Here is a 23,766-nt window from a genome sequence, read left to right on the forward strand (position 1 = left end):
CTCCTCAATAACATGGGCGGCACTCGCACGAGCACCGCCCCTTGATTACTCAGTCGTCGACGAATCGTCGGTCGAGCTCTTGGTGACGCCCTTCAGGCTCACGTTATAGGGCACGTCCTTGGGCATGGGGTTGACGGTAATGTCGGCATCCTTCGTGTACTTCTCCAGCCACTCGTTGTATGCCGTACCCGATGCCTGGGTCTTCACCACATTGGAAACGTACTTCTTAATAGCCTTGGGCACCTGATTGATGTCATCGACCTGGCCATCGACATGGAAGTAGTCGGTGCACTTGATGATGTGGTAGCCATACGTCGACTCGACCACGTCGCTCACATCGCCCTTGTTAAGGCCCTCGAGCGCCGTCTGGTAGCTGTCGACAAAGGTGGTGAGCTTATCCCAGCCCACGTCACCCTTCTTCTCCTTGGAACCGGTGTCGTCGGAATACTGCTTCACGGCATCCTCAAAGCTCAGCTCGCCGGAGTTGATCTTATCCAGGCACTCCTGCGCCTTGGCCTTGGCGGCGGCCTTGTCCTCGTCCGAAGCGTCGGAATCAACCTTGATCAGGATGTTCGACGAGCGGCGGGCATCGTTGTAGTTAGACAGGTTCTCGTTAATGTAATCGACAATCTCGCTGTCCTTGGGCTTGCTGGTGGGAGCAACGGCATCCTTAAGCTTCTGCTGCGCCAGGCTCTCCTTGAGCGAGTCCTTGTAGGTGTCCTCGGTATAGCCGTAGATCTTAAGGGTCTCCTTAAAGGTCTTGGCGCCGCCCGCGCTCTTGCAAGCGTCCTTCCAAGCCTTCTCTACTTCCTCGTCCGAAACCGTCACGCCGTTCTCCTTCTGCGCCTGCTGGAGCAGAATCTGCTGCGTATAGGAATCGATGAGCTGTTTGCGGTACTTCTTGGGCGTCAGGTCGTTATTGACCAGGTACTGCGCCCAATCCTTGTCCTTGGTGTAGCCATAGGACGTGCGCATGCTCATGATCTGCTTGGTCACGGTGTCCTCGGTGAGGTTGGTGCCGTTGACGGTAGCAGCCACGCCGCCGGTCAGCTTGTAGCCCGAGTTATTGTTCTCGGTCTGCGACATCAAACCGGAGCACGCCATCGCCGAGACGGAAAGAAGCATCGCCAGCACGCCGATAACCACCAGGACGATCTTGACGGTCTTGGACACATAGGTCTTGCGCTGCTTCTTGCGAGAGCTGGAGGCAGCGCGGGACCGTTGCTCGGGCGTCGGTGCGGCCTCTGGGTTCTTTTTCTTGTTTGCCATAGTTGGCCTTTCGCATCACGAATCGAACAAACGTCATTGTGTCACAACGCAGCCCCGCGGCACACCTGGTGCATGGGAGACAGGTCAATCTGCACCATTTTGGTGCAAAGGGGACAGCTCCGACAGCTAGGGACGTTCCTTTTCTGCCGGCAGTTAGGGACAGTCCCCAAATGCCGGCCCTAGAAGTGGCGGCGGATGGCGTCGACCATGCCCTGGGACGAAGTCTGGCCGAGCACGTCGGCTGCGGCGTCAGCATCCATAAAGATATTCATAAGCGCTTGCAGAGCCTCGACCTGGCCGCCCGGCTCGGCAATACCCAGATTGATGATGATCTGCGCCGGCACGGGGGCACCCATGCCCGCCATAGCATTGAACGTCACGGGCGCGGAGGGCTTAATCACCGCGATATAGGGCTTAGCCACAAACCCCGGATCGGTATGCGGAATGGCAATATTGGCCGCCGGCATGGCGAGGCCCGTGGGATAGATGTCCTCGCGCGTACGGACGGCATCGAGCCAACCGGACGCAATGTAGCCGTGCGGAGCGAGCTCGCCCTCGAGTCGCGCAAACACCTCATCCGGCGTCGCGCACTCCCAATCAAAAAACACCAGCTCAGGCGCGAATAGCATCTCGGCGTTATCCGCCATACCGTCCTCCAAAGTTGCATGAGGTTCACAATGCCCCATATGATAGCGAAACCAGACAGGCAAGGTTAGCCGAGGATCCCAATCATCTCGAGTGCGCGGGCAGGCGTCAAGCACACCTCGGGCATCGCCTCCAGCATGCGCCGATCGCTCGTGACCACGTAGTCAACATCTGCCGTCTCGCCCGAAGCGATGATGAGGCTGTCTTCGAGATCTGGCATGCGCTTGCCAAGCATGCGCGCCATCTCGCACTCTGCCAACGAAAGCGGAGAGGCAGTTGCCACCTGCATCATATGCTCGATGCAGGCCCATGACGCCGAGGCAAACGAAACGTTAATCCCATTCGCATTCCGCCGGGCCAGACGCCGAGGCAGGATATAGAACACATCCTTTGCCGTCGTGGGCGTGTACAGAAGGTCAATCTTTCGCGCCTCGGCCAGTTCAACTAATCTCTTCGCTTCGTCGAACGCCCCCTCTTGCAGGTAATAATCGAGCCAAACGTTCGTATCTACCAAGAGATGCTTTGCCTCGATCATCGACAATTCGCCTCAATATCGACAATCATCGTGTCATACATATCATCTCGTACGGCATCCCAGTCTTCCGCAGATGATCCAACTGGCGCAAAATCCGAAGCATTTAGCCCCAGCGATGAAAAAGCTAGGCCACACCCCTGCTCAGCCAGGCTCTCCGCGCGGGGCGCCTCACGCTTATCCGTCACCATAAATCCCGGCAACGCTTGATGCTCGACAAGATAGGCCCAAAGCGCACGAACGGCATCGCTCGGCCCCAATCCATTGCGTGTCAGGACCGCATCGCCACCAGCCTTGAGCATAGGATCGATTCGTGTGTTGAGCTGCACCGTTGCTGCACCCATAGCGGCTCCTCTCTACTTGCTAGCAGTATAGCAAACATAAAAGGCCACGCAAAAGGGCCCCGCCCACACACGGACGAGGCCCTATCGGATTTCTTGGAATGGGAATGGTGCCCGTCACGTTATCCAGAGCCCAAAATCAAAGAGGTATTAAGCTGATTGGGGCACATGTGATTCCATATGCCCCAATCAGCTTTTTGATAGTTTACATTGCAAGGAAAACCAAGCGAATCCTTTTACGCACGATGGCGCGCCGGGTCAATTGCCACCTTGCCGCTCTCCAGCACGTGGACGCGGCCGTCGGCGAGCATCTGCACGACCTCGGGATACAGCACGTGCTCGATCGCATGGATGTGCTCCTCGAGCGTGTCGACATCCCAGCCTTCCTCAACGGCCAGCGCGCGCTGGGCAATGATGGGGCCGTTGTCGTAGATCTCGTTGGCAAAATGCACGGTCACACCGGTCACCTTGACGCCGCGCGTAAAGGCATCGTCGATCGCATGCGCACCGGTAAAGCTCGGCAGCAGCGCCGGATGCAGATTGACAACGCGGTTGGGGAACGCCGCCAGCAGCGGCGTATGCACCATGCGCATGTAGCCAGCCATGACCACATACTCGCAGCCGCGCTCGAGAAGCTCGTGCGCAATAATCTCGTCGGCGGCGATAGGGTCGGCGTAGACATCCTTGGAGAGCGTCAGCGTCTGGATACCCGCACGCTCTGCACGCTGCAGGCCCTTGGCCGAAGGACGGCTCGACACCACGAGCTCGATCGAAGCATTGAGCTTGCCGGCGGCGATCAGGTCGATCAGCGCCTGCAGGTTGGTGCCCGAACCGCTGATGAGCACGCCGATCTTGAGCGGCTCGGTGGTATCGGTACCGGTCGGACGGGTGTAGGGCACAAAGTCCAAGCCCTCGGCGGCAGCCGTCTGCTCGTTAGCGCTCATCGGAGTACACGACCTTACCGGAGCCCTCGACGCATTCGCCCACGCGGAACGGCTTCTCGCCCAGCGCGACCAGGGCATCGGTTACCGCGGCCTCATCTTCGGGGGCGACAATCAAGCACAGGCCGACGCCCATGTTGAAGGTCTTGCATGCCTCGTTGGGCGTAAGCTCGGCCTGGTGCGAAACATAGGTGATGACGGGCGGAATGTCCCAGCCCATCTCGGCGCCATTGCGGGTGACCACGGCGTCGACGTCGTCGGCCAACGCACGGTTAAGGTTCTCGGTGATGCCACCGCCGGTGATATGGGCGATGGCGTGCACCGGAGCGCCGCCGCGGAGCAGCTCAAGAATCGGCTTGACGTAGATGCGCGTGGGGGCCAGCAGAGCGTCTGCCAGTGATGCGCCGCCGAGCTCCTCGAGCGGACGGCTCAGCTCCTCGGCCTTAGCGGCGGCCTCGGGCGTACCCGGCTTGATGCCGTCAACGCCGATGACTTTACGCACGAGCGAGTAGCCGTTGGAGTGCACGCCGGTGGAGGGAAGGCCCAGAATCACGTCGCCGGGGCGGACGTTGGCGGGGTCGAGCATCTTGGGACGGTCGACGACACCCACGGTAAAGCCGGCGAGGTCGTAGTCGGCGGGAGCCATGACGCCCGGGTGCTCGGCCATCTCGCCGCCCACGAGCGCGCAGCCCGCGAGCTTGCAGCCGTCTGCCACGCCCTTGATGATCTTTGCCATGTGCTCGGCCTCGATGTGGCCGATGGCAACATAGTCCAAAAAGAAGAGCGGCTCGGCGCCCGAAGCCAAAATGTCGTTGACGCACATGGCGACCAGGTCCTGGCCCACCGTCTCGTGACGGTCCATGATCTGGGCGAGGACGAGCTTGGTGCCCACGCCGTCGGTACCGCTGATCAGGATCGGGTCTTCCATATCCTTAAGCGCGGCGGCCGAGAACAGGCCGCCAAAGCCACCGATGCCACCGATAACCTCGGGACGGTTGGTATCCTTAACCATTTGCTTAATAGCGTCGACGGCGCGGCCGCCCTCGGCGGTATCGACGCCGGCATCCTCATACGTCACATGCTTGCTGTCGCTCATCTGAGCCTTCCTCTCCCACTACCGTTTGACACACAGACGCCAAACAGTGCTCATAGTTGCGTTCATATCGGCGCACACCGCAGCGGTGCGCGCCGTCATATCAACAAAACAGCAGATAAAACCTGCCAAAATAAACCTGTCCCTAAATGGCAGGTTTTAGGCCTCGCCGTGCTTCTCTTCCCAGCTGCGGTCATCGTATTTCTCGACCACGGCGTCGTCGCCAAAGTGCAGCGGCTTATCCAGGTTGCGGGGCTTAAAGCCCTCCATAAACTTGTCGCGGCCAAAGCTCTCGGGAATCGCCACGGGATAACGACCGGTAAAGCACGCATCGCAGTAGCCGCCCTTGGGCATGACCTTCAGCAGGCCCTCGACCGAAAGGAAGGCCAGCGAATCGGCGCCAATGTACTCGCAGATCTCATCGACCGTCTTGTTAGCGCTGATGAGCTGCGACTGCACGTCGGTATCGATGCCGTAGAAGCACGGCCAGATGACCTCGGGCGAGTTGATGCGGATGTGAATCTCCTTGGCGCCGGCGTTGCGCAGCATCTTGACGAGCTGCACCATGGTGGTGCCGCGAACGATGGAGTCGTCGATGACGACCAGGCGCTTGCCCTCGATATTGTCGCGCAGTGGATTGAGCTTCATGCGCACGCCCATGGCACGCAGCTCCTGCGTGGGCTCGATAAACGTACGGCCCACATAGCGATTCTTGATGAGGCCCTCGCCAAAGGGAATGCCGCTCTCGCGCGAATAACCCTCCGCAGGCGGCAGACCGGAGTCGGGCACGCCGATGACCAGGTCGGCATCGACGGGCTCCTCGTGTGCCAGCTGACGACCCATGTCGTAACGGCAGGCGTAGACGCTCTTGCCATTCATGATGGAGTCGGGGCGGGCAAAGTAGACCTGCTCAAAGATGCAGTTAGCGGGCTCTTTGGCAGCGGGCACACCCTGCTCGGATACCAGGCCCTCGGCACTGATGCGCAAGATCTCGCCGGGGCGGACATCACGGACATACTCGGCGCCCACGATATCGAGTGCACATGTCTCGGAGGCAACGACCCAGCCGCCAGCGCGCGTGACATGAGCGGCAGCGTCGACCCTCGCGGCGTCGTCTTGCGACGGTAGCTGCGAAACGGATGCGGCGTCGGCCTGGTCCAGGCCCTCGTCCACGAGCTTGCCCAGCACCAGCGGACGAATGCCATGCGGGTCGCGGAAAGCGTAGAGTGCCTGCTCGTTGATGAGCGTCATGGCGTAGCCGCCGCGCACGAGCTCCATGGTCTTGCGAATGCCCTCGCGCAGGTGGCCCGTACACTGGGTAAAGTAGCCAATGAGCTTGGTCGCGACCTCGGAATCCGAATTGGAGAGGAACGGCACGCCGAGCTCGATCAGCTGGCGGCGCAGCTCGTCAGTGTTAACCAGGGTGCCGTTGTGCGCAAGCGCGATGATGACGCTGTTGATGGTGGAAAGATGCGGCTGCGAGGCTTCCCAGCTCTTGGCGCCGGCGGTGCCATAGCGCACGTGGCCCACAGCCAACTGGCCGGAGAGCGTCGACAGGTCGGCGTTGGAGAACACGCGATCGAGCAGTCCCAGGTCTTTGCGAACCATAACCGTGCCGCCATCGCCCACGGCGATTCCCGCCGATTCCTGGCCGCGATGCTGCAGCGCACGCAGACCAAAGTACGTCAGTCGAGCCACGTCGCGATCGGGTGCCCACACACCAAAGATGCCGCATTCCTCATGCAGCTGGTCGGAGTCCGGATCATACGTCGACATGGTCGTCAGCCGTCCCGTAGCACGCTCGGCCGCGCGGATGGTTTCTTGAGACATGGCATCCCCTCAGAGCCTCGTTATTTGGCGTTACTTGCCCTATTATACGCACGGCAAGACAAGCACTCCCGCGCATGAACAGCGGTTTTTAAAAGCCCACCGAGCTTATAATCCGTTTTGCGGCCAAACATTTTATCGGGCAACCCGCCCTCGGGGCCAAAGGTCCCGTATGTTTCCGTCGCGACGCGTCTCGCCCACCGTTAGGGCTTACATTGCTGCAATTGGGCCATTCGTCCTGTCTTTAAGCAAGTCGGCGGCGTATCCTTGTAACCTACAACAAAACGAGAAAGGTTCCGTATGGATCGAAACGAACTCGACCCCAGCGTCCCCAGCGCCACGGAGGTCAAGAAGATTCCCCTCATCATTAAGGTGTACGCCGTCCTGTGCATCCTGTCCGGCGTAGGCACGCTCCCTTCGGTCGGCGCCTTTATGTGGCAGGTCATCACCGCGCTCATCAACGGCAACGCCGCCGCCAAGCTCGGCGACAACACGCTCGTCGCGGTCGGCCTTATCGTCGCCGGCATCATGCTCTCGGCGGCGAGCGCGGTCATCTTGATCATCTTTGGCCTGGACCTCATCAAGAACCAGCGCCGCAACGCCGCGCGCCTGTCCTATATCCTTATCGCACTTACCGTCGTTGAGCTTTTGGTCGACGTGATGCTCCAGGGTATCGGGCCGTTCTTGCTGCGCCCCGCCATCCAGCTCGGCATCCTCGTCGCGCTTTCGGCCACTGTTGACCCAACGCTTCGTCAGGAGCGCGAACTGCAGCGCCGCTTGCAGGAGATGCTCGATCGCGACGCCGCCGCCGAGGGCATGCTCGGCCGCGATGAGACCGGCGAGGGCTACATCAAGCTCAACTACTTCAACCTGTTTTGGGTATTCTTTGTCTGCTGCGTGCTCGGTCTGATCCTGGAGGACATCTGGCACATGACGGTCGACGATCCAGGCGTCTACCAGAACCGCGCCGGCATGCTATTTGGCCCCTTCAGCCCCATCTACGGATTTGGCGCCGTACTCATGACCATGGTGCTCAACCGCTTCTACAAAAAGAACCCCATCATTATCTTTTTGGTGAGCGCCCTGCTTGGCGCAAGCTTTGAGGTCTTTGTGGGCTGGTTTATGCAGACCTCGTTCGGTGTGGTCTCGTGGAACTACTCGCACATGAAGCTCTTTGGCATGCCCGATCCGCTCGCCGTGCTTACGGGCGGTCGCACCTGCACGGGCTTCGCATGCCTGTGGGGTCTGGGCGGACTCATCTGGATCAAGCTGCTGCTGCCCAGATTGCTCAAGCTCATTAACATGATTCCCTGGAAGAATCGCTACTCAGCCACCGTCATCTTTACCATCATCATGCTGGTCGACGGCGTCATGACGCTGCAATCGCTCGACTACTGGTACCAGCGTGTCAACGGCACGGCCAGCGATATTCCCGTTGCGCAGTTCTACGGAAAGTACTTCGATAACGAGTATATGGAAAATCGCTTCCAGAGCATGACCATGAGCCCCAAGGACGCCACACGCGTGTAGCGAGCGCCGGCACAAAACAGCCCCAACACACCAAAGCCCGCTGGCAGATTTACCTGAACTGCCAGCGGGCTTTTGCTATAGACGTACACGGGTTGCCGGCTAGGCGTTACGCTTCGCGCTCGACCTCGCTCACGCACTCGTTCTTGATAGTGCCGACGAGCGCCTGCAGGGCATCGACCACATGCGGGCGAATGTCTCCGCCAATGAGCACGAGCATGATATCGTCGCCCACGGCAAGCTCGCCGCTCGCCAGCCATACGCGCACATAGCCGATGCCGGGCATCGCGCGCGTCGCCTCGATGGCAGCCTGCACCTTTTCGGCATCGAAGCCGAACACCATGCCGCCCACCTTGTGGCCCGGCGCCACGCCATCGGTCTCGACACCGCGCGCCTCGGACTTAGGCGTCGCACGCACCACGCCATTGTGCGTCAGGTACATGCCACACGCCGGCGCCGAAGCGTCGGCCTTGGCTTCGCGCAGCCACGCATCGACCGAAGGCATCAATTTGCCACTTTCAAGCATCGCTTTTCCTTTTTTCCGTCGTCGAGTAGCTAATTTGGGACGGGGCTCTTTTAGCTACCCCCGTCACCTAACCCAGCAAAATCATTCTGCATATCCGGGGTAGCTAAAAGAGCCCCGTCCCAAATTAGCTACTCTCGAACCGCTTATTCCTCGACCGGCGTGAGTACCATGACGGCGCGCGTATTGCTAAATGACAGTGAGCGACAAGTCACAAGCGTTACGACCTTAGTTGCCGAAGCGGCACGATCGGTGGCATCGCTCGCCACGGCAGAGGCACCGTCGAGCATCTCGGACAGATAATTCGTCAGCCCGTCGTCGCCCTCAAAGTTGGTCGCGCGCGCCTTGGAGTACGTATCCTCAACCACCTTGGTCGCCAGCGGTCTCAGCTTATACGTGCCATCGCGCGTGATGTAGTACACGTACTCGATGCTGTCGAACGTCGCCTGGTCGGTGGTGTCCGAAATCACATTAAACATCGATCCGTCGTTCATATGGTGGCCGTAGATTGTCGTCTGCTGGTCCACCATGCCCGGCGCGACATCTTCGAAGTCCAAGAAAATCGCACCCGATGCATTGGACGTACCGTCAAACAGCGTGTTGAGGTATTTAGAGTTGTCCTTGGCCTGCACCACGGGATAGTTGATGTTGGTATCCGGCACATAAATCCATCCCACGATCTCGGGATTTGCCTTAGCAAGAGCGTCAAAATCGACAATCGGCACGCCGCTCGCATCCTTATCGCTCACGTACTGCTTCTCGATCTTTTGGTACGAATCGCTCGCCTGCTTGTAGCCAATCTGTGCATTGATAAAGATGGCGGCAGCGGCAACGATCAGACCGATGCCCACGATGATGAGCAGAATGGGGATGATGGAGCGGCGCTTCTTACGCGGCGGCTCGGTGTAGCTGGACGGAGCGCCGCTCGGTTGCCTCGTCGACCGGGCCTGCTTCTTTGCCGTGCCATATGACGAGGGACGATACGCAGCCGGCGTATCCTGACGGCGATGGGACGTCGGCATTACGGGGCGCGGCGCACGAGCCTGTTGAGGAGAGGATGCCCGACCCTGCTGCATGGAGCGGGCCGATCCCGACTTGGATGGATCGGTGATCTGAGAAGCCGAGAAACGTTTTCCCTGATAGTCGGACATGACTCTCCCTATGATTACAACGGAACGGCAAGCCGCTTAAGCGTCAGCCATCTCCTGCTTCATCTTCTCGATAATTGCGCGATACTCGGGATCGCAAGCACCCAGAATCTGCGTGGCGTAGATGGCGGCGTTCTTGGCGCCGTTGATGGCAACGCATGCCACAGGCACGCCCGAAGGCATCTGCACCATCGACAGCAGCGAATCCATGCCGCCCAGATCACTCGTCTTCATAGGCACGCCGATAACCGGCAGCGGCGTAAAGGCAGCCACGACACCGCCCAGGTGCGCGGCCTTGCCGGCTGCGGCGATAATCACCTTGATGCCACGGTCGGCGGCAGTCGAAGCCCACTCGTGGACCTTCGCCGGCGTACGGTGCGCGCTGGCAATCACGAGCTCATAGGGCACACCGAGCGCCTCGAGCTCGGCGGTGCAGCCTTCCATAACGCCCAGATCGGACTTGGAACCCATGATGATCCCGACAACCGGCTTTTGATCTGCCATAAACAAAGACCTCCTGTTGAGAGCGGTGACGCGGCCAATCCGCGACCCTTAACTACTGAGAGTAGTATAGCTGCTCCCGTCCCTGCGGTCTTTGTGGCGCTTCGCGGGCGGGCCAGGCTTTATCTTCACTCCGGTTGCTTCGCAAAGTCGTTCAGATAAAGACTGGCCCGCCCGCGAAGCGCCCTGCGACCTACCGGGAATTGCTATGACGTACGTTGGCTGAAATATTAACGTGGGATCTGCCGTTCATTCGAACGGCAGATCCCACGCTCACTTTTTATTCAGCCCTAATCATCGCGCAAAGTCCCTTCGACAGCACACGGTGCAGCAAAGTCACCGCAGGCCGGGGCGGGAGGGGCCGAGTTTCCTCCTGAGCGACTCTGCTTGCAGCCGGAGCGAAAGGGGGAAATCTCGGCCCCTCCCGCCCCGGCCGGCCAGGTCACATTACACCGTGTACTGCGGCAGGTCCTGCAGGGCGATGACGTCCATGCCCATGTCGTTGGCGCTGCCGTGGCCCTGCTGGTCCTCGCGCACCGCCTCGATAGCACTCACGTAGGTATTGGCGGCAGACATCGCCGTCACACAGGTCACGCCGCGGCGCACCGCCTCGGTGCGCAACAGATAGCCGTCGCCGCGCGAGCCCGGGCCGTACGGCGTATTGATGATCACCGCGATCTTGCCATCGGCGATAAGGTCACCGATGTTGGGGCGCTCGCCGTCGTGCGGGCCGCTGATCTTTTCCACGACCTCGCACGTCACGTTGCCTCCGCGCAGCACGCGCGCCGTACCCTCGGTAGAGCAGATGTCAAAGCCCAGATAGCGCAGGATACGGGCGACCGAAAGGATATGGCGCTTGTCGCGATCGCACACGCTAATGAACACCTTGCCAGCGCTCGGATCGGGCAGCTTGTAGTCAATCGCCAGCTGTGTCTTGGCGTATGCCTCGGGATAGCTCTTGGCGACACCCATGACCTCGCCCGTCGACTTCATCTCGGGCCCCAGGATAACGTCGGCTCCCGGGAAACGACCCCAGGGCATAACGGCTTCCTTCATGCAGAAGCAGTCCAGCTGGCGCTCGTCGCTCGGCAGGCCCAGGCTCGCGATGGAATCGCCCGCCATGATGCGCGCCGCGCACTTGGCCAGCGGCACGCCGGTGGCCTTGGAGATAAACGGCACGGTACGGCTGGCACGCGGGTTGGCCTCGATCACGTAGACGGTCTCGCCCTTGATGGCATACTGCACATTGACCAGGCCGCGAACTCCCAGCGCCATCGCGATGCGGCGCGTGGTCTCGCGGAGCTTCGCCTGCAGACTCTCGCTAAAGCTAAACGGCGGAATGCAAGTCGCGGAGTCACCGGAGTGGATACCGGCCTCCTCGATATGCTCCAGAATACCGCCGATGTAGACCTCCTCGCCGTCGCACAGGGCATCGACATCGGACTCGATCGCGCCCTCCAGGAAGCGGTCGAGGTACACCGGGTAGTCGGGGCTAATGCGAGCAGCCTCGGCCATGTAATCGTGCAGATGCTCGGCATCGTAGGCGATCATCATGCCGCGGCCGCCCAACACATAGCTCGGACGAACCAGCAGCGGGTAGCCGATATGCGCGGCCACAGCCTCGGCCTCCTCAAACGAGGTGGCCTGACCCGCCGGCGGGTACATAATGCCCAGCTTGTCGAGCAGGGCGGCAAAGTGCTCGCGGTCCTCGGCAAAATCGATGGCATCGGGCTTGGTACCCATGATGTTCACGCCGCTCTCCTCGAGCATGCGCGCCAGCTTAAGCGGGGTCTGGCCGCCGAGCGTCACCACGACGCCGTCGGGGCGCTCAACATCGATAACGTCCATGACGTCCTCGTAGGTGAGCGGCTCAAAGTACAGACGATCGGACGTGTCGTAGTCGGTCGAGACGGTCTCGGGGTTGCAGTTGACCATGATGGTCTCGAAGCCACGGGCCGCCAGCGCGTAGCTCGCGTGCACGCAGCAGTAGTCAAACTCGATACCCTGGCCGATACGATTGGGGCCGGCACCCAGAATCATCGCCTTGGGCTTATCTGCCGGCGTGGTCTCGTCGGGGGCAACGCACTTCTTGGCGACCGGGCTCGTGCGGTAGATGTTTTCGTAGGTCTTGTAGTGATACTCCGTGGCACTCGAGAACTCAGCAGCGCAGGTGTCGACCGTCTTCATGCTGGGAACCACGCCCAGACCCTTACGGTAAGCGCGAACAAAGCGCTCGTCCGAGCCGGTCAGCGCGGCAATCTCGGCATCGCTCGTGCCATACTGCTTGAGCAGGCGCATCGCGTCGGCGTCGATGTCCTCCACGCGCAGGCCGCGAATGCTCTCCTGGACCAGCACCATATCGTTGATACGGTTGAGATACCACGGATCGATGCCGCAGATGGCATGAATGCGCGCGACATCCCAGCCACGACGCAGGGCCTCGACCACAAAGAAGATGCGGTGCTCAGTCGGGGTGCCCACGGCCTGAGCGAGCTCGTCGTCGCTCAGCTTATCGGCACCTTCCTTGCCACCAGCGCAAATGCCCTGATGCCCGTCCTCCAGCGAGCGCATGGCCTTGCCAAAGGCCTCCTCAAAGGTGCGGCCGATCGCCATGATCTCGCCCACGGCTTTCATGCGCGTTGTGAGCGTGGGGTCGGTACCCTTGAACTTCTCAAAGGCAAAGCGCGGCACCTTGACCACACAGTAGTCGATCGTGGGCTCAAAGCAGGCAGGCGTGGCTTTGGTGATGTCGTTGACGATCTCGTCGAGCGTGTAGCCCACGGCCAGGCGAGCGGCGGCCTTGGCGATGGGGAAGCCCGTGGCCTTGGAGGCCAGTGCGGACGAACGGCTCACGCGCGGGTTCATCTCGATGACGATCAGGCGACCGGTCTGCGGGTGCACGGCAAACTGCACGTTGGAGCCACCGGTCTCGACGCCGATCTTCTCCAGAATGGCGAGCGAGGCGACACGCATGCGCTGATACTCAAGGTCGGAGAGGGTCTGCGCCGGCGCCACGGTGATGGAGTCGCCGGTATGCACGCCCATGGGGTCGAGGTTCTCGATGGAGCACACGATGATGCCGTTGCCGGCGTGGTCGCGCATGACCTCCATCTCGTACTCTTTCCAACCCTCGATGGACTCCTCGACCAGTACCTCGTGGGCGGGCGAAAGCTCAAGGCCTTGGCTCACGATGGAGACGAGCTCCTCGTGGGTGTGCGCGATGCCGCCGCCGGCGCCGCCCAGGGTAAAGCTCGGGCGCAGCACGCAGGGATATCCCACGCGCTCGGCGATGGCCTCGGCGTCGGCCACGCTGTAGGCATAGCCCGAGCGCGCGACCTCCAGGCCGATCTCAGCCATGGCCTCGTTAAAGAGCTTGCGGTCCTCGCCGCGCTCGATGGCGGCAAGGTCGCAGCCGATCATCTCGACGCCGTACTGGTCGAGCGTGCCGTCCTTTGCCAGCTCGACGGCGGCGTTCAGACCGGTCTGGCCGCCCAGCGTGGGCAGCAGCGCGTCCGGGCGCTCCTTCTTGATCACGCGCTCGATAAATTCGGCGGTGATGGGCTCGACATAGGTGCGGTCAGCCAGGCCCGGGTCGGTCATGATGGTCGCCGGGTTGGAGTTGACCAGGATGACCTCAAAGCCATCCTCCTTGAGCACCTTGCAGGCCTGGGCGCCGGAGTAATCGAACTCGCAGGCCTGGCCAATGACGATGGGACCCGAGCCAATGACGAGGATACGCTTGATGTCAGTACGTTTAGGCATGTTAGTTCTCCTCGGTCTCGGTCGTGGCGGAACCATTGTCGGCAAAGTTCCAGCCCTGCAGGCGGTCCTTCGCGGTGTCGATGTCCAGGTAGTTCTCCTCGCCGTCCATGAGTCGCGTAAAGGCGGTAAAGAGATAGTGGGCATCGGTGGGGCCGGGCGAGGCCTCGGGGTGGTACTGGACCGAGAAGCACGGGGCGTCGAGCAGCTGAATGCCCTCGGCGGTGCCGTCGTTGAGGTTCACGTGCGTCAGGCGAATGCGGCCAAAGCGCTCGTTCATCACGACGGGCGCGATACCACGGCGCACCCAGACGCGCAGATCGCCGTCGGCCGCATGCTCGGTCTCGCCGCCCGAAAGTTCGGGGACAAGCTTGCCCAAGCTAGGGAACAGCAAGCCAAAGCCATGGTTTTGCGCGGTAATTTCCACGCGGCGGCTGACCAGGTTCATAACCGGCTGGTTACCGCCACGGTGACCGAATTTGAGTTTTTCCATCTGGGCGCCGCATGCCAAGCTGATCATCTGGTGACCCAGGCAAATGCCAAAGACGGGCACCTTGCCGATCAGCTGCTGCACCTGCTCGTAGGTCTCTACCACGGCATCGGGGTCGCCGGGACCGTTGGACAAAAAGACGCCATCGGGATTCATGTCGAGTACCTGACGCGCGGGTGTATCCCACGGCACGACGGTGAGGGCGCAGCCAGCACGGACCAGACCCTCCAGGATGCCACGCTTGACACCGCAGTCGTACGCGACCACGTTGTGGCGGGCGGGAGCGGGGGCCGCAAGCGCAAAGCCATGCTCGGCAGGCAGATCGCTTCCGGCGAACGAATGGGGCGCAGGGCAGCTCACGGTCTTGACCAGGTTCTCCCCCACCAGCGTGGGAGCAGAGGCCAAGCGCTCGGCAAGCTCGTCGATGTCGAGGACCTCGGTCGAGATAATGCCCATCTTGGAGCCATTGTCGCGCAGGTGGCGCACCAGGGCTCGGGTGTCGACGCCCTCGATAGCGACGATGCCGTGTGCGCGCAGGTACTCCGGCACGCTGACGGCCGAGCGCCAGTTAGAAGGCGTGGCACACATGTCGCGCACGATCATGCCGCGCATGGCGGGAGCTCTCTCAGGGCGTACGTCATCGCCGGGGAAGGCGGACTGGACATCGGTCTCGTCGATACCATAATTGCCAATCTGCGGATAGGTCATGGTAACGATCTGGCCAGCATAGCTCGGGTCGGTCATAACCTCAAAGTAACCCTCGAGTGAGGTATTGAAGCAGACTTCGCCGGTCGCGGTGCCCTCGGCACCACATGCACGGCCATAAAAAATGGTCCCATCCTCAAGGTACAGGATGCAGGGACCGCAAGCACCCTTGCTGGTTTTGGCCAGCATGCGCTGGCACAGTTCGCTGGGCGCGATGGTGCGGGCGGCAGCGCCCGCAATATGGTTGTTCGCCATAGTTCTCCTTCCCGGTCTCTCGGGACCGGCTTAAAGGTGTGTAGTTAGGCCTCGCGGTATTCTAACCGTAAGTATGCCGTATGGCGTTAATTACATAGAATTGTTTACAAAATGATAATTATGACTTCTTATGCATAATGATTTTTCTGGGACGGGGATTAAAAAATCATTCTGAAAGCAGAGCTTTGTCGCTGAGTAGTCAATTTGGGACGGGGCTATTTTAGCTACCCCGTCCGTCAATCAACCTAACCGTCGTGCCACCAGCCGGGGTAGCTAAAATAGCCCCGTCCCAAATTGACTACTCGCCAACCGCATACATGACAGAATAATTTTTTAATCCCCGTCCCAGAAAAATCATCCCGCGTGGGCTTGCGGCTCACGCGGGATGCCATCGTCCTATGTGGTTGCGGACTACTTTTGCTTGCCCTGCTCAAGTAATTCGGACGGGGTGCGGCCAAGCTTGCCGCCACGGAAAATCTCGCGGCCGTGCAGGCGGTGCTCCAGGTCACGTTCGGCCTTTTCCTCGTCAATCTTAGTCTGGCTCACCGCCGGGTCCTCGATGAGCGACGATACCGAGTTCACCTGTTTCTGAATACGCTCGGCAATGGTGTCATCCATGCTCACGATACGCATCTTCCAGTCGATATTGGTGGCGTTGGAAGAGCTCTTGGTCCAGACGAACGTCATGATGGCACTCTGGTGGCCCTGGGCGGGAAACATGCCAAAGAAGGAATCATGCTGAATCCTGCTGTCCTCGTCGATATAGGCGTGGACGTTATACACCACACGGTCAATCTTGTCGTTGAGCAGGGCATTGGTTGCGAGCGCCGCCGCCTGAATCTGACCGTTGGACAGCAACTCGAGTTCATTGGCAGAAGACGTGTCCAGCACCGTCACCTCAACCGTGCCCGTACCCTCGTCGGCCTCGTCGACGGTAAAATCGAGCGGGAACTGCGTAAAGCCGTTGCCCCATTCAAGTCCACCTTTGAGCGCGGTCGAGACGGTATCCACCGAAACGCTCTCGGAGAGGTTCGCGGTGTTCAGGCGTCGCATCACGCCGTAGCCGATCTGCATGCCCACAATCAGCACCAAGATGCCGATAACCACGACCATGGCAGTTTTCGTAATGGTATGGCTCACCTGCGAACCCGAAGGATCGTCCTCGGACAGCGGGTCGATATGTTTTGCCTGGCTCGCGCGATCCTCGCTGCGCAGCCGCGCCAGTGTCGCCTTGTCACCGCATTTGACGGCAGACTCTTTCTCGCGCATGCGCTCGGTACGCTTTTTGGCGAGTGTAGGATCCAAGACGCCGGATGCATCGATTTCGGAGAATAACTCCGTCACTTCTTCCGGAGTCAGATGGTTCTTATCAGCCATAACCTTCCTGTCATATCAATCAGTCGAGCTCGTGCGCACGCGCACCTTCGAACTGCATTCGATAGTAACGGGCATAAGTGCCGCCACGGGCGAGAAGCTCCTCGTGCGTTCCACGTTCCACAACGCGACCATGCTCAACGGTCGCAATCTCGTCGGCATGCTTAATAGTCGAGAGACGGTGAGCGATGATGATCGTGGTGCGGCCGCGCGCCAAGCGCTCGAGCGACTCCTGCACCGCCTCCTCGCTCTCGTTATCCAGAGCACTGGTCGCCTCATCCAAAATAAGGATCTTGGGATTTTTGAGAAACACGCGCGCGATGGCGACGCGCTGCTTTTGACCACCAGAAAGACGGCTGCCGCGCTCGCCCACCACGGTGTCATAGCCCTGCGGAAGCGACTCGATAAAAGCATCGATGTTGGCGCGATGGGCCGCCTCGGCGATTTCTTCTGCCGTGGCGCCCGGCTTGCCATAGGCGATGTTCTCGCCAATCGTTCCGTCGAACAGATAGACATCTTGCTGCACCAGGCCGATGGATTGGCGCAGGCTACGCTGCGTCACGTCGCGCACATCCTGGCCGTCAATGCTAATGGAGCCGGCGGCAACGTCGTAAAAGCGCGGCAACAGCGAACAAGTCGTTGATTTGCCGCCGCCCGAGGGACCAACCAAAGCGATGGTTTGACCGGGCTTAATGGACAGATCCATATGGTCGATAACGGGACGCGTCCCGTCGCCCGCGCCCAGCTCAACATCCTCGTAGCTAAAGCACACGTCGCGATACTCAACAGCGCCGGCCGTCACCTGCAGATCCGCAGCACCCGGCTTATCCTGAATATCGGGGACAGTCGAGAGCACCTCGTCCATGCGCTTAAAGCCGGCGATGGCTTTCTGATACGTCTCGGCCGAATTGACGAGCGTCTCAAGCGGCGTGCAGAACAGCGAAATGTAGAGCGCGAAGGTTGCCATATCGACCGCCTGCAGCTGGCCTTGGGCAACGAGCCAACCGCCCAGCAGCACCACGATCACATAGAGCACGCCCGAGAGCAGACCATACGTCGCGGTGTAGACGCCCATGGCGTGATACATGTTTTCCTTGGACGAAAGGTAGCGATCGTTAGAGGCACGGAACTTAGAGCGTTCGGTCTGCTCATTGGCAAAGCTTTTGACCACACGCATGCCCGCCAGCGAATCCTGCAGCTGCGCATTGATGCCGCTGATCTTTTTGCGGTTATCGCTAAAGACCTCGCGCATGCGCATATTCTGCCAAAACATAATGACCGCGAACACCGCCGTCACCACGACCATGGCGAGTGCGAGCACCGGCGCAATGGTAAACAGAATCACAAACGAGCCAATGATCTCGATACCGCAAATAATGATCCATTCGGGCACGTGGTGCGCCGCCTCGCAGATATCGAACAGGTCGTTGACCACGCGGCTCATCATGTCACCCGAGCTGTTGCGATCAAAGTACGCAAAGCTAAAACGCTCGTACTGATCGAACAAGTCCTCGCGCATCTTGGACTCCATGCGCGCGCCCATCACGTGGCCCCAATAGCTCACAAAGTAGCGGCAGGCGCAGCGGGTGGCATACATCAGCACCAGTCCCACCGCGATCATACCGAGCGCCTGCATAATGGCAGTCTGGCCCTGGGTAAACAGCCCGCCGCACAGATTGCGCAGGATAATGGGAAACGCCAGGTCAATGGCGGCGAGCACCAGGGCGCAAATGGTATCGGCAACAAAAAGCCCCATCTGGGGCTTGTAGTAAGACAGAAAACGCTTCAGCATGTGATCCTCAAAGAAATATCAGCAACGTAAGACCCTGGGACAAAGCAATCAGTAGCACTTGTCCCAGGGCTATCCCCACTCGTTACAGCTCAGAACCACCAAGGCGGTGCGCGATGCTGTCGCAGGCAAGTGCGCCCACGACGGTCTTGGCATCCTCGATCTTGCCGTCGAGCACGGCATCGATCAGCTCGTGCAGCGGCACCAGGTCAACGTTGACAAACTCGTCATCGTCGGGGTTGGGCGCATCGAACTCGAGCTTGGTGGCCAGGTAGATGTGAATAATCTCGTCGCAAAAACCGCAGGTCGTGACAATAGACGTTAAAAAGCGAATGCGCCCGGCCTTAAAGCCCGTCTCCTCATGCAGCTCGCGCCTGGCACAATCGAGCGGGTCCTCGCCTGGGTCGAGCTTGCCGGCGGGAATCTCAACCGTCACGCGGTCGATGGCGGTGCGGTACTGACGCACCAGTACGATCTTGCCGCTCTCGGTCAGCGCCACAACGGCCGCCGCACCCGGATGGCGAACGATATCGCGGGCGCTGCGGTGACCGTTGGGCAGCTCAACCTCAAGACGGTGGACGTCGAGGATCTTGCCCTTCCAGGCGCACTCCTCCGAAAGAATCTTCTCGTGCAGCTCGGCATCGTGCGGGTCGTCGTCGCCCAGCACCAGCGCCGGCTCGTCAGCGACCTCGCCACCAGGCTCGCCCTCGGCGTGCCCATATATGTGGCTGTCCTCTTCGACGATTTGCGCGTCCACGAGCTCTTCGTTCTTCTCGTCCATCCGTCTCATTCCTCTCGGATTTTAAGCATCCCAGGCGTCGCGGCCGCGCAGCGCGCGCAGGCCAATGTCGTGACGCAGGGTCTTGCCCTCAAAATCGATCTTCTCGCAAGCCTCGTAGGCAAGGTTGCGAGCGTTCTCGAACGTGTCGCCCAGTGCGGTCACGGCGAGCACGCGGCCGCCGTTGGTCACGAGCTGGCCGTCCACCACGGCGGTGCCGGCGTGATACACGGTCACGTTCTCCATGGCCTCGGCATCCTCGATACCGGTGATGACCTTGCCTTTCTCGTAGCTGCCGGGATAACCCGCGCTCGTCAGGACAACGGCCACCGCCCACTCGTCACGCCAATCGAGCTCAATCTGGTCGAGCTCGCAGTTAGCGCAGGCAAGCATGACCTCGACCAGGTCGTTCTTAAGGCGCGGCAGTACGACCTGCGTCTCGGGGTCGCCAAAGCGGGCGTTAAACTCCAGCACCTTGGGGCCGGCGGGGGTAAGCATAAAGCCGCCGTACAGGCAGCCACGGTAATCGATGCCCTCGGCGGCGAGCTCGGCCACGGTCTGCTCCATGACCTTCACCATGGTGGCGTGCTCCTCGTCGGTCACGATAGGCACCGGGCTGTAGACGCCCATGCCGCCCGTGTTGGGACCAAGGTCGCCCTCAAGCGCGCGCTTGTGGTCCTGCGAGGTGGCCATGGGGCGCACGGTCTTGCCGTCGGTAAAGGCCAGCAGCGAGCACTCGGGGCCAACGAGCATCTCCTCGATAACCACGGTGTTGCCGGCGTCGCCAAAGGTGCCGCCAAAGCACTCGCGCACGGCCTCTTCGGCCTGCGAAAGCTCGGTTGCCACAATAACGCCCTTGCCCGCGGCAAGACCGTCGGCCTTCACGACCAGCGGAGCGCCCTGCTCGCGCACATAGGCGAGAGCCGAAGCCTCGTCGGTAAACGAGCCGTAGGCGGCCGTCGGAATGCCCGCACGCTCCATGAGCTGCTTGGAGAACAGCTTAGAGCCCTCCATCTGAGCGCCCTCGGCACCCGGGCCAAAGCAGGGAATACCCGCCGCGCGCACGGCGTCGGCCACGCCCGCCACGAGCGGAGCCTCGGGGCCAATTACCACGAGTCCGCATCCGTGGCTCTGCGCAAACGCCGCCACGGCATCAGGATCGCAATCGTCGAGAACCACGTTCTCGCCGCAGCTCGCGGTGCCGCCGTTGCCCGGGGCGATGTAGAGCCTGCCGGCGCGCGGTGATGCCGCGAGCTTGGCTGCCAAAGCATGCTCGCGGCCGCCGCTGCCCAACAACAGGATGTCGATGGTTTGAGTGTCCGCCTTCAAGGGTGCCTCCTCTATGGATTAACGGCCCGTCAACCATGCGGGCCCATTACAAGCAAATATACCCCTCGGCCGCCCGTCCGGGCTGCGAAGGGGTATATCGCAATAACCAAATAACGCCGATTACTTCCAGAATCGGTTGATGATCTGCTCGCGGCCGGCGCCAACACCGACAAACGTCACGCGCGTGTGCGCCAGATCCTCGACAAATGCCACGTAGTCCTGAGCCTCCTGCGGCAGCTCCTCAAAGCTGCGGCAGCCGGTGATATCGCACTTCCAGCCAGGAAGCTCCTCGTAGATGGGCTTGGCATGCTCAAAGCGCACCTGGTGCTCGGGCACGCTGGTGTAGCGCTCGCCGTCGACGTCATAGGCCACGCACACCTTAATGGTGTCGAAGACCGAAAGCACGTCGAGCTTGGTCAGGGCGATGTCGGTAAGACCGTTGACGCGCGAGGCGTAGTTGGCGATGGGACCGTCAAACCAGCCGCAGCGACGACGGCGACCGGTGGTCACGCCGTACTCATAGCCCTCCTCGGTCAGCGTATGGCCGGCCTCGGACTCGTAGGAAAGCTCGGTGGGCATGGGGCCTGCACCGACGCGGGTGATGTAGGCCTTCATGACGCCCAGCACGCGGTCGACGTTTTTCATGCCAACACCAGAACCGGTGATCGCGCCGCCGGCGGTGCAGTTGGAAGACGTGACAAACGGATAGGTGCCGTGGTCGATATCGAGCAATGTTGCCTGGGCGCCCTCAAAGAGCAGGGTCTTGCCCTCATCGATCATGTTGTTGAGCAGCAGGCTCGTCTCGGTGATGTACGGGCGCAGGCGCTCGGCCATGGGCAGGTACTCTTCACAGATCTGGTCCACGGTGTAGGTGGGCAGGCCGTAAAGCAGCTCGAGCTCGGGATTCACGCGGGCAAGAGCGGTTTCCAGCTTGTCGCGGAAGAGCTCCTCGTCCAGCATGTCCTGCATACGAAGACCAATACGAGCCATCTTGTCCTGATAGCACGGGCCAATGCCGCGCTTGGTGGTACCGATGCTCTTCTTGCCGAGCTTCTGTTCAAAGGCGCCGTCCAGGTCGACGTGATACGGCATGATCACGTGTGCGTTGCCGCTGATCTTGAGGTTCTTGGTGGTGATGCCATCGGCCTCGAACATGTCGATCTCCTCAAGGACAACCTTGGGGTTGACGACGCAGCCGTTGCCAATCACCGACACGTGGTCGGCGTACATGATGCCGGAGGGCACCTGGTGCAGGCCGTACTTCTTGCCGTTGACAACGATGGTGTGCCCGGCGTTGTTGCCGCCCGAATAGCGCACGACGGCATCGAAGTCGCCGGCGATCAGGTCGCAGATCTTACCCTTGCCCTCATCGCCCCACTGGGCACCGACCAAAACGGTTGACGGCATGTTTACTCCTTACATACATGGACTGTCTGCGCGCCACACGGCGGGCAGAAGCACAAAACATTCCCAGTATACCCGTGCAACGGGCGCCTGTCCTACTCCTCGGTATGCACCCCATCAAGCTCATAGAACTTGGTGGATGCCGGCAGGAACATCAGGTCGACGTCGCCGATCGGGCCCGAACGGTTCTTGGCCACGACAATACGCGTGACGCCCTCGTCGGGCCGGTCGTCGCGCGAGGCCTCAGCCTCGTCGGCGGAACGGTCCAAGAACATGACGATATCGGCGTCCTGCTCGATGGAGCCCGATTCGCGCAGGTCGGAAAGCTGCGGGCGCTTGCCGGTACGGGATTCGACCTGACGCGACAGCTGAGACAGCGCGATCAGCGGAATCTTGAGTTCCTTGGCCATAATCTTTAAGCCACGCGACATCTCGGAGACCTCGACGGTGCGGCTCACGGAACGGCGTCCCGGCGGAGGACTCACCAGCTGCAGGTAGTCCAAGATAATGATGGCCTTCTCCTTGTTGTGGAGCATGCGGCGGCTCTTGGCGCGAATCTCGGTCACCGTGGTGCCGGGCGTATCGTCAATCAGAATATCGAGCTTGGACAAGGTCTGCGTGGCCTCGTTGATATTGGCCCACTGCTCGGGGCTAATGCGACCCATGCGAAAATCACTGATCGAAATCATGGCATAGGCGCAAATCAGGCGCTGGGCAATTTCCTTGCCCGACATCTCCAGCGAGAAAAAGCCGACGGTGTAGCCCGCAGCGGCGGCATTGAGCGCCAGGTTTAGAGCGAACGAGGTCTTACCCACGGCGGGGCGGGCGCCGATAATGATGAGCTGGCCCTCGCGGAAGCCCATAAGCATGCGGTCGAGTGACGGGAAGCCCGTGGGAACGCCCGCTGCCTGGCCACCGGCCTGGCACACTTCCTCGGCCTCGTTATAGGCCTCGACCATAAACTCGGTCAGTGTCTTGTAGCTCGACTTAACCTCGCGCGCCGTAACCTTGAGCAGCTTGCTCTCGGCCAGCTCCACGACCTCTTTGGTATCGGTGGGGGCGTTATAGGCCAGCGCGTTAATCTCGTTGGTGGCGCCAATCAGCTCACGCAGCATCGAGTCGCGACGAACGATGGCGGCATGGTGCTGCCAGTTGACGAGCGACAGGGTCTGACCCATCAGCTCCAAAATGTACGCCTCGCCGCCCACGGCATCGAGCTTGTTGATGCTTCGCAGGTAATCGATCAGCGAGATGGAGTCGATGGGGATGCGACTGTTGTACATATCGACCATCGCGGTATAGATGGTCTTATGAATGGGCCGGTAGAAATCGTCGGGCTGCAGTTCGACCTGGGCTTCTTCGACCACCTCGGGCGATAGCAGCATGGCGGCCAATACGTTGGCCTCTGCATCTTGGTTTTGGGGGAGACCCAACTTGGAGCCGCGGTCCTCAACCGTCAGCCATGTCTCCCTATCGTCGTATGCCATGAGCATCCTCATTCATATCGCTTGCGAGCATCCATAGTATCAGCCACAG

At 60.6% G+C, this 23,766-nt stretch carries 19 protein-coding genes; 1 reads left to right on the forward strand and 18 read right to left on the reverse strand.

Annotation, left to right across the window (positions count from 1 at the left end):
* Positions 1–45: 45 nt before the first annotated feature.
* From ACTQ48_RS02740 to ACTQ48_RS02770, 7 genes are all read right to left on the reverse strand, one after another.
* Positions 46–1,269, reverse strand: a complete 1,224-nt coding sequence (locus tag ACTQ48_RS02740; RefSeq protein ID WP_441570069.1) for a peptidylprolyl isomerase — start codon at positions 1,267–1,269, stop codon at positions 46–48.
* A gap of 179 nt (positions 1,270–1,448) precedes the next feature.
* Positions 1,449–1,916, reverse strand: coding sequence for a PTS sugar transporter subunit IIA (locus tag ACTQ48_RS02745; protein ID WP_441055422.1), 468 nt, complete (start codon positions 1,914–1,916; stop codon positions 1,449–1,451).
* Between the two features lie 65 nt (positions 1,917–1,981).
* Entirely contained in the window at positions 1,982–2,449 is a 468-nt protein-coding gene (locus tag ACTQ48_RS02750; protein ID WP_441570070.1) for a PIN domain-containing protein, read from the reverse strand.
* Positions 2,446–2,790 (reverse strand): type II toxin-antitoxin system RelB/DinJ family antitoxin, encoded by a 345-nt coding sequence (locus ACTQ48_RS02755; RefSeq protein ID WP_441570071.1) that lies wholly within the window; start codon positions 2,788–2,790, stop codon positions 2,446–2,448. Before ACTQ48_RS02755 ends, ACTQ48_RS02750 begins: the two co-directional genes overlap by 4 nt.
* A 233-nt stretch (positions 2,791–3,023) precedes the next feature.
* A complete protein-coding gene (purN, locus tag ACTQ48_RS02760) occupies positions 3,024–3,731 on the reverse strand; it encodes a phosphoribosylglycinamide formyltransferase (RefSeq protein WP_154516716.1) in 708 nt (235 codons plus the stop codon).
* Positions 3,721–4,824 (reverse strand): phosphoribosylformylglycinamidine cyclo-ligase, encoded by a 1,104-nt coding sequence (gene purM / locus ACTQ48_RS02765; RefSeq protein WP_427717964.1) that lies wholly within the window; start codon positions 4,822–4,824, stop codon positions 3,721–3,723. The genes purN and purM overlap by 11 nt, the downstream gene beginning before the upstream one ends.
* Before the next feature lie 156 nt (positions 4,825–4,980).
* Positions 4,981–6,651 (reverse strand): amidophosphoribosyltransferase, encoded by a 1,671-nt coding sequence (locus ACTQ48_RS02770; protein ID WP_441048755.1) that lies wholly within the window; start codon positions 6,649–6,651, stop codon positions 4,981–4,983.
* A gap of 297 nt (positions 6,652–6,948) precedes the next feature.
* On the opposite strand from ACTQ48_RS02770, the gene ACTQ48_RS02775 reads away from it, so the two are divergent.
* The gene (locus tag ACTQ48_RS02775) at positions 6,949–8,178 is read left to right on the forward strand and encodes a putative ABC transporter permease (protein WP_441015242.1); all 1,230 of its coding nucleotides are present in this window, start codon (positions 6,949–6,951) and stop codon (positions 8,176–8,178) included.
* Positions 8,179–8,284: 106 nt separating this feature from the next.
* Here ACTQ48_RS02775 and ACTQ48_RS02780 read toward each other — a convergent pair whose 3' ends face one another.
* The 11 genes from ACTQ48_RS02780 to dnaB all read right to left on the reverse strand — a co-directional run bounded on the left by ACTQ48_RS02780 (position 8,285) and on the right by dnaB (position 23,723).
* Positions 8,285–8,701: a molybdenum cofactor biosynthesis protein MoaE gene (locus ACTQ48_RS02780; protein WP_441565823.1), complete on the reverse strand. Its 417-nt coding sequence runs from the start codon at positions 8,699–8,701 to the stop codon at positions 8,285–8,287.
* Between the two features lie 143 nt (positions 8,702–8,844).
* Complete coding sequence (locus ACTQ48_RS02785; protein WP_441570072.1) at positions 8,845–9,849, reverse strand: class B sortase; 1,005 nt, start codon at positions 9,847–9,849, stop codon at positions 8,845–8,847.
* A 36-nt stretch (positions 9,850–9,885) separates the two neighbouring features.
* Positions 9,886–10,350: a 5-(carboxyamino)imidazole ribonucleotide mutase gene (purE, locus tag ACTQ48_RS02790; protein WP_154516732.1), complete on the reverse strand. Its 465-nt coding sequence runs from the start codon at positions 10,348–10,350 to the stop codon at positions 9,886–9,888.
* A 444-nt stretch (positions 10,351–10,794) separates the two neighbouring features.
* Complete coding sequence (gene carB / locus ACTQ48_RS02795) at positions 10,795–14,109, reverse strand: carbamoyl-phosphate synthase large subunit (RefSeq protein ID WP_441570073.1); 3,315 nt, start codon at positions 14,107–14,109, stop codon at positions 10,795–10,797.
* 1 nt (position 14,110) lies between these two features.
* Positions 14,111–15,556, reverse strand: a complete 1,446-nt coding sequence (carA, locus tag ACTQ48_RS02800; protein WP_441570074.1) for a glutamine-hydrolyzing carbamoyl-phosphate synthase small subunit — start codon at positions 15,554–15,556, stop codon at positions 14,111–14,113.
* Positions 15,557–15,967: 411 nt separating this feature from the next.
* Positions 15,968–16,933: a hypothetical protein gene (locus ACTQ48_RS02805; protein WP_441570075.1), complete on the reverse strand. Its 966-nt coding sequence runs from the start codon at positions 16,931–16,933 to the stop codon at positions 15,968–15,970.
* A 19-nt stretch (positions 16,934–16,952) separates the two neighbouring features.
* Positions 16,953–18,722: an ABC transporter ATP-binding protein gene (locus ACTQ48_RS02810; RefSeq protein WP_441570076.1), complete on the reverse strand. Its 1,770-nt coding sequence runs from the start codon at positions 18,720–18,722 to the stop codon at positions 16,953–16,955.
* A gap of 82 nt (positions 18,723–18,804) precedes the next feature.
* Positions 18,805–19,500 carry an NUDIX domain-containing protein gene (locus ACTQ48_RS02815; protein ID WP_441570077.1) on the reverse strand — a complete coding sequence of 232 codons (696 nt, stop codon included), beginning with the start codon at positions 19,498–19,500 and terminating at the stop codon, positions 18,805–18,807.
* 21 nt (positions 19,501–19,521) lie between these two features.
* Positions 19,522–20,826, reverse strand: a complete 1,305-nt coding sequence (gene purD, locus ACTQ48_RS02820; protein ID WP_441570078.1) for a phosphoribosylamine--glycine ligase — start codon at positions 20,824–20,826, stop codon at positions 19,522–19,524.
* Positions 20,827–20,946: 120 nt separating this feature from the next.
* Positions 20,947–22,233 carry an adenylosuccinate synthase gene (locus ACTQ48_RS02825; RefSeq protein WP_427717940.1) on the reverse strand — a complete coding sequence of 429 codons (1,287 nt, stop codon included), beginning with the start codon at positions 22,231–22,233 and terminating at the stop codon, positions 20,947–20,949.
* 92 nt (positions 22,234–22,325) lie between these two features.
* The gene (dnaB, locus tag ACTQ48_RS02830; RefSeq protein WP_441570091.1) at positions 22,326–23,723 is read right to left on the reverse strand and encodes a replicative DNA helicase; all 1,398 of its coding nucleotides are present in this window, start codon (positions 23,721–23,723) and stop codon (positions 22,326–22,328) included.
* Positions 23,724–23,766: the final 43 nt, after the last annotated feature.

Source organism: Collinsella sp. Sow4_E3 (assembly GCF_052116285.1).
GTDB lineage: Bacteria > Actinomycetota > Coriobacteriia > Coriobacteriales > Coriobacteriaceae > Collinsella.

Coding starts and splice junctions, on each gene's coding strand:
- carB (WP_441570073.1), bottom strand. CDS start 14,109: ATGCCTAAACGTACTGACATCAAGCGTATCCTCGTCATTGGCTCGGGT.
- carA (WP_441570074.1), bottom strand. CDS start 15,556: ATGGCGAACAACCATATTGCGGGCGCTGCCGCCCGCACCATCGCGCCC.
- ACTQ48_RS02750 (WP_441570070.1), bottom strand. CDS start 2,449: ATGATCGAGGCAAAGCATCTCTTGGTAGATACGAACGTTTGGCTCGAT.
- ACTQ48_RS02775 (WP_441015242.1), top strand. CDS start 6,949: ATGGATCGAAACGAACTCGACCCCAGCGTCCCCAGCGCCACGGAGGTC.
- ACTQ48_RS02825 (WP_427717940.1), bottom strand. CDS start 22,233: ATGCCGTCAACCGTTTTGGTCGGTGCCCAGTGGGGCGATGAGGGCAAG.
- ACTQ48_RS02785 (WP_441570072.1), bottom strand. CDS start 9,849: ATGTCCGACTATCAGGGAAAACGTTTCTCGGCTTCTCAGATCACCGAT.
- ACTQ48_RS02805 (WP_441570075.1), bottom strand. CDS start 16,933: ATGGCTGATAAGAACCATCTGACTCCGGAAGAAGTGACGGAGTTATTC.
- ACTQ48_RS02745 (WP_441055422.1), bottom strand. CDS start 1,916: ATGGCGGATAACGCCGAGATGCTATTCGCGCCTGAGCTGGTGTTTTTT.
- ACTQ48_RS02755 (WP_441570071.1), bottom strand. CDS start 2,790: ATGGGTGCAGCAACGGTGCAGCTCAACACACGAATCGATCCTATGCTC.
- ACTQ48_RS02815 (WP_441570077.1), bottom strand. CDS start 19,500: ATGGACGAGAAGAACGAAGAGCTCGTGGACGCGCAAATCGTCGAAGAG.
- purM (WP_427717964.1), bottom strand. CDS start 4,824: ATGAGCGACAGCAAGCATGTGACGTATGAGGATGCCGGCGTCGATACC.
- ACTQ48_RS02740 (WP_441570069.1), bottom strand. CDS start 1,269: ATGGCAAACAAGAAAAAGAACCCAGAGGCCGCACCGACGCCCGAGCAA.
- purN (WP_154516716.1), bottom strand. CDS start 3,731: ATGAGCGCTAACGAGCAGACGGCTGCCGCCGAGGGCTTGGACTTTGTG.
- ACTQ48_RS02810 (WP_441570076.1), bottom strand. CDS start 18,722: ATGCTGAAGCGTTTTCTGTCTTACTACAAGCCCCAGATGGGGCTTTTT.
- purE (WP_154516732.1), bottom strand. CDS start 10,350: ATGGCAGATCAAAAGCCGGTTGTCGGGATCATCATGGGTTCCAAGTCC.
- ACTQ48_RS02770 (WP_441048755.1), bottom strand. CDS start 6,651: ATGTCTCAAGAAACCATCCGCGCGGCCGAGCGTGCTACGGGACGGCTG.
- ACTQ48_RS02780 (WP_441565823.1), bottom strand. CDS start 8,701: ATGCTTGAAAGTGGCAAATTGATGCCTTCGGTCGATGCGTGGCTGCGC.
- dnaB (WP_441570091.1), bottom strand. CDS start 23,723: ATGCTCATGGCATACGACGATAGGGAGACATGGCTGACGGTTGAGGAC.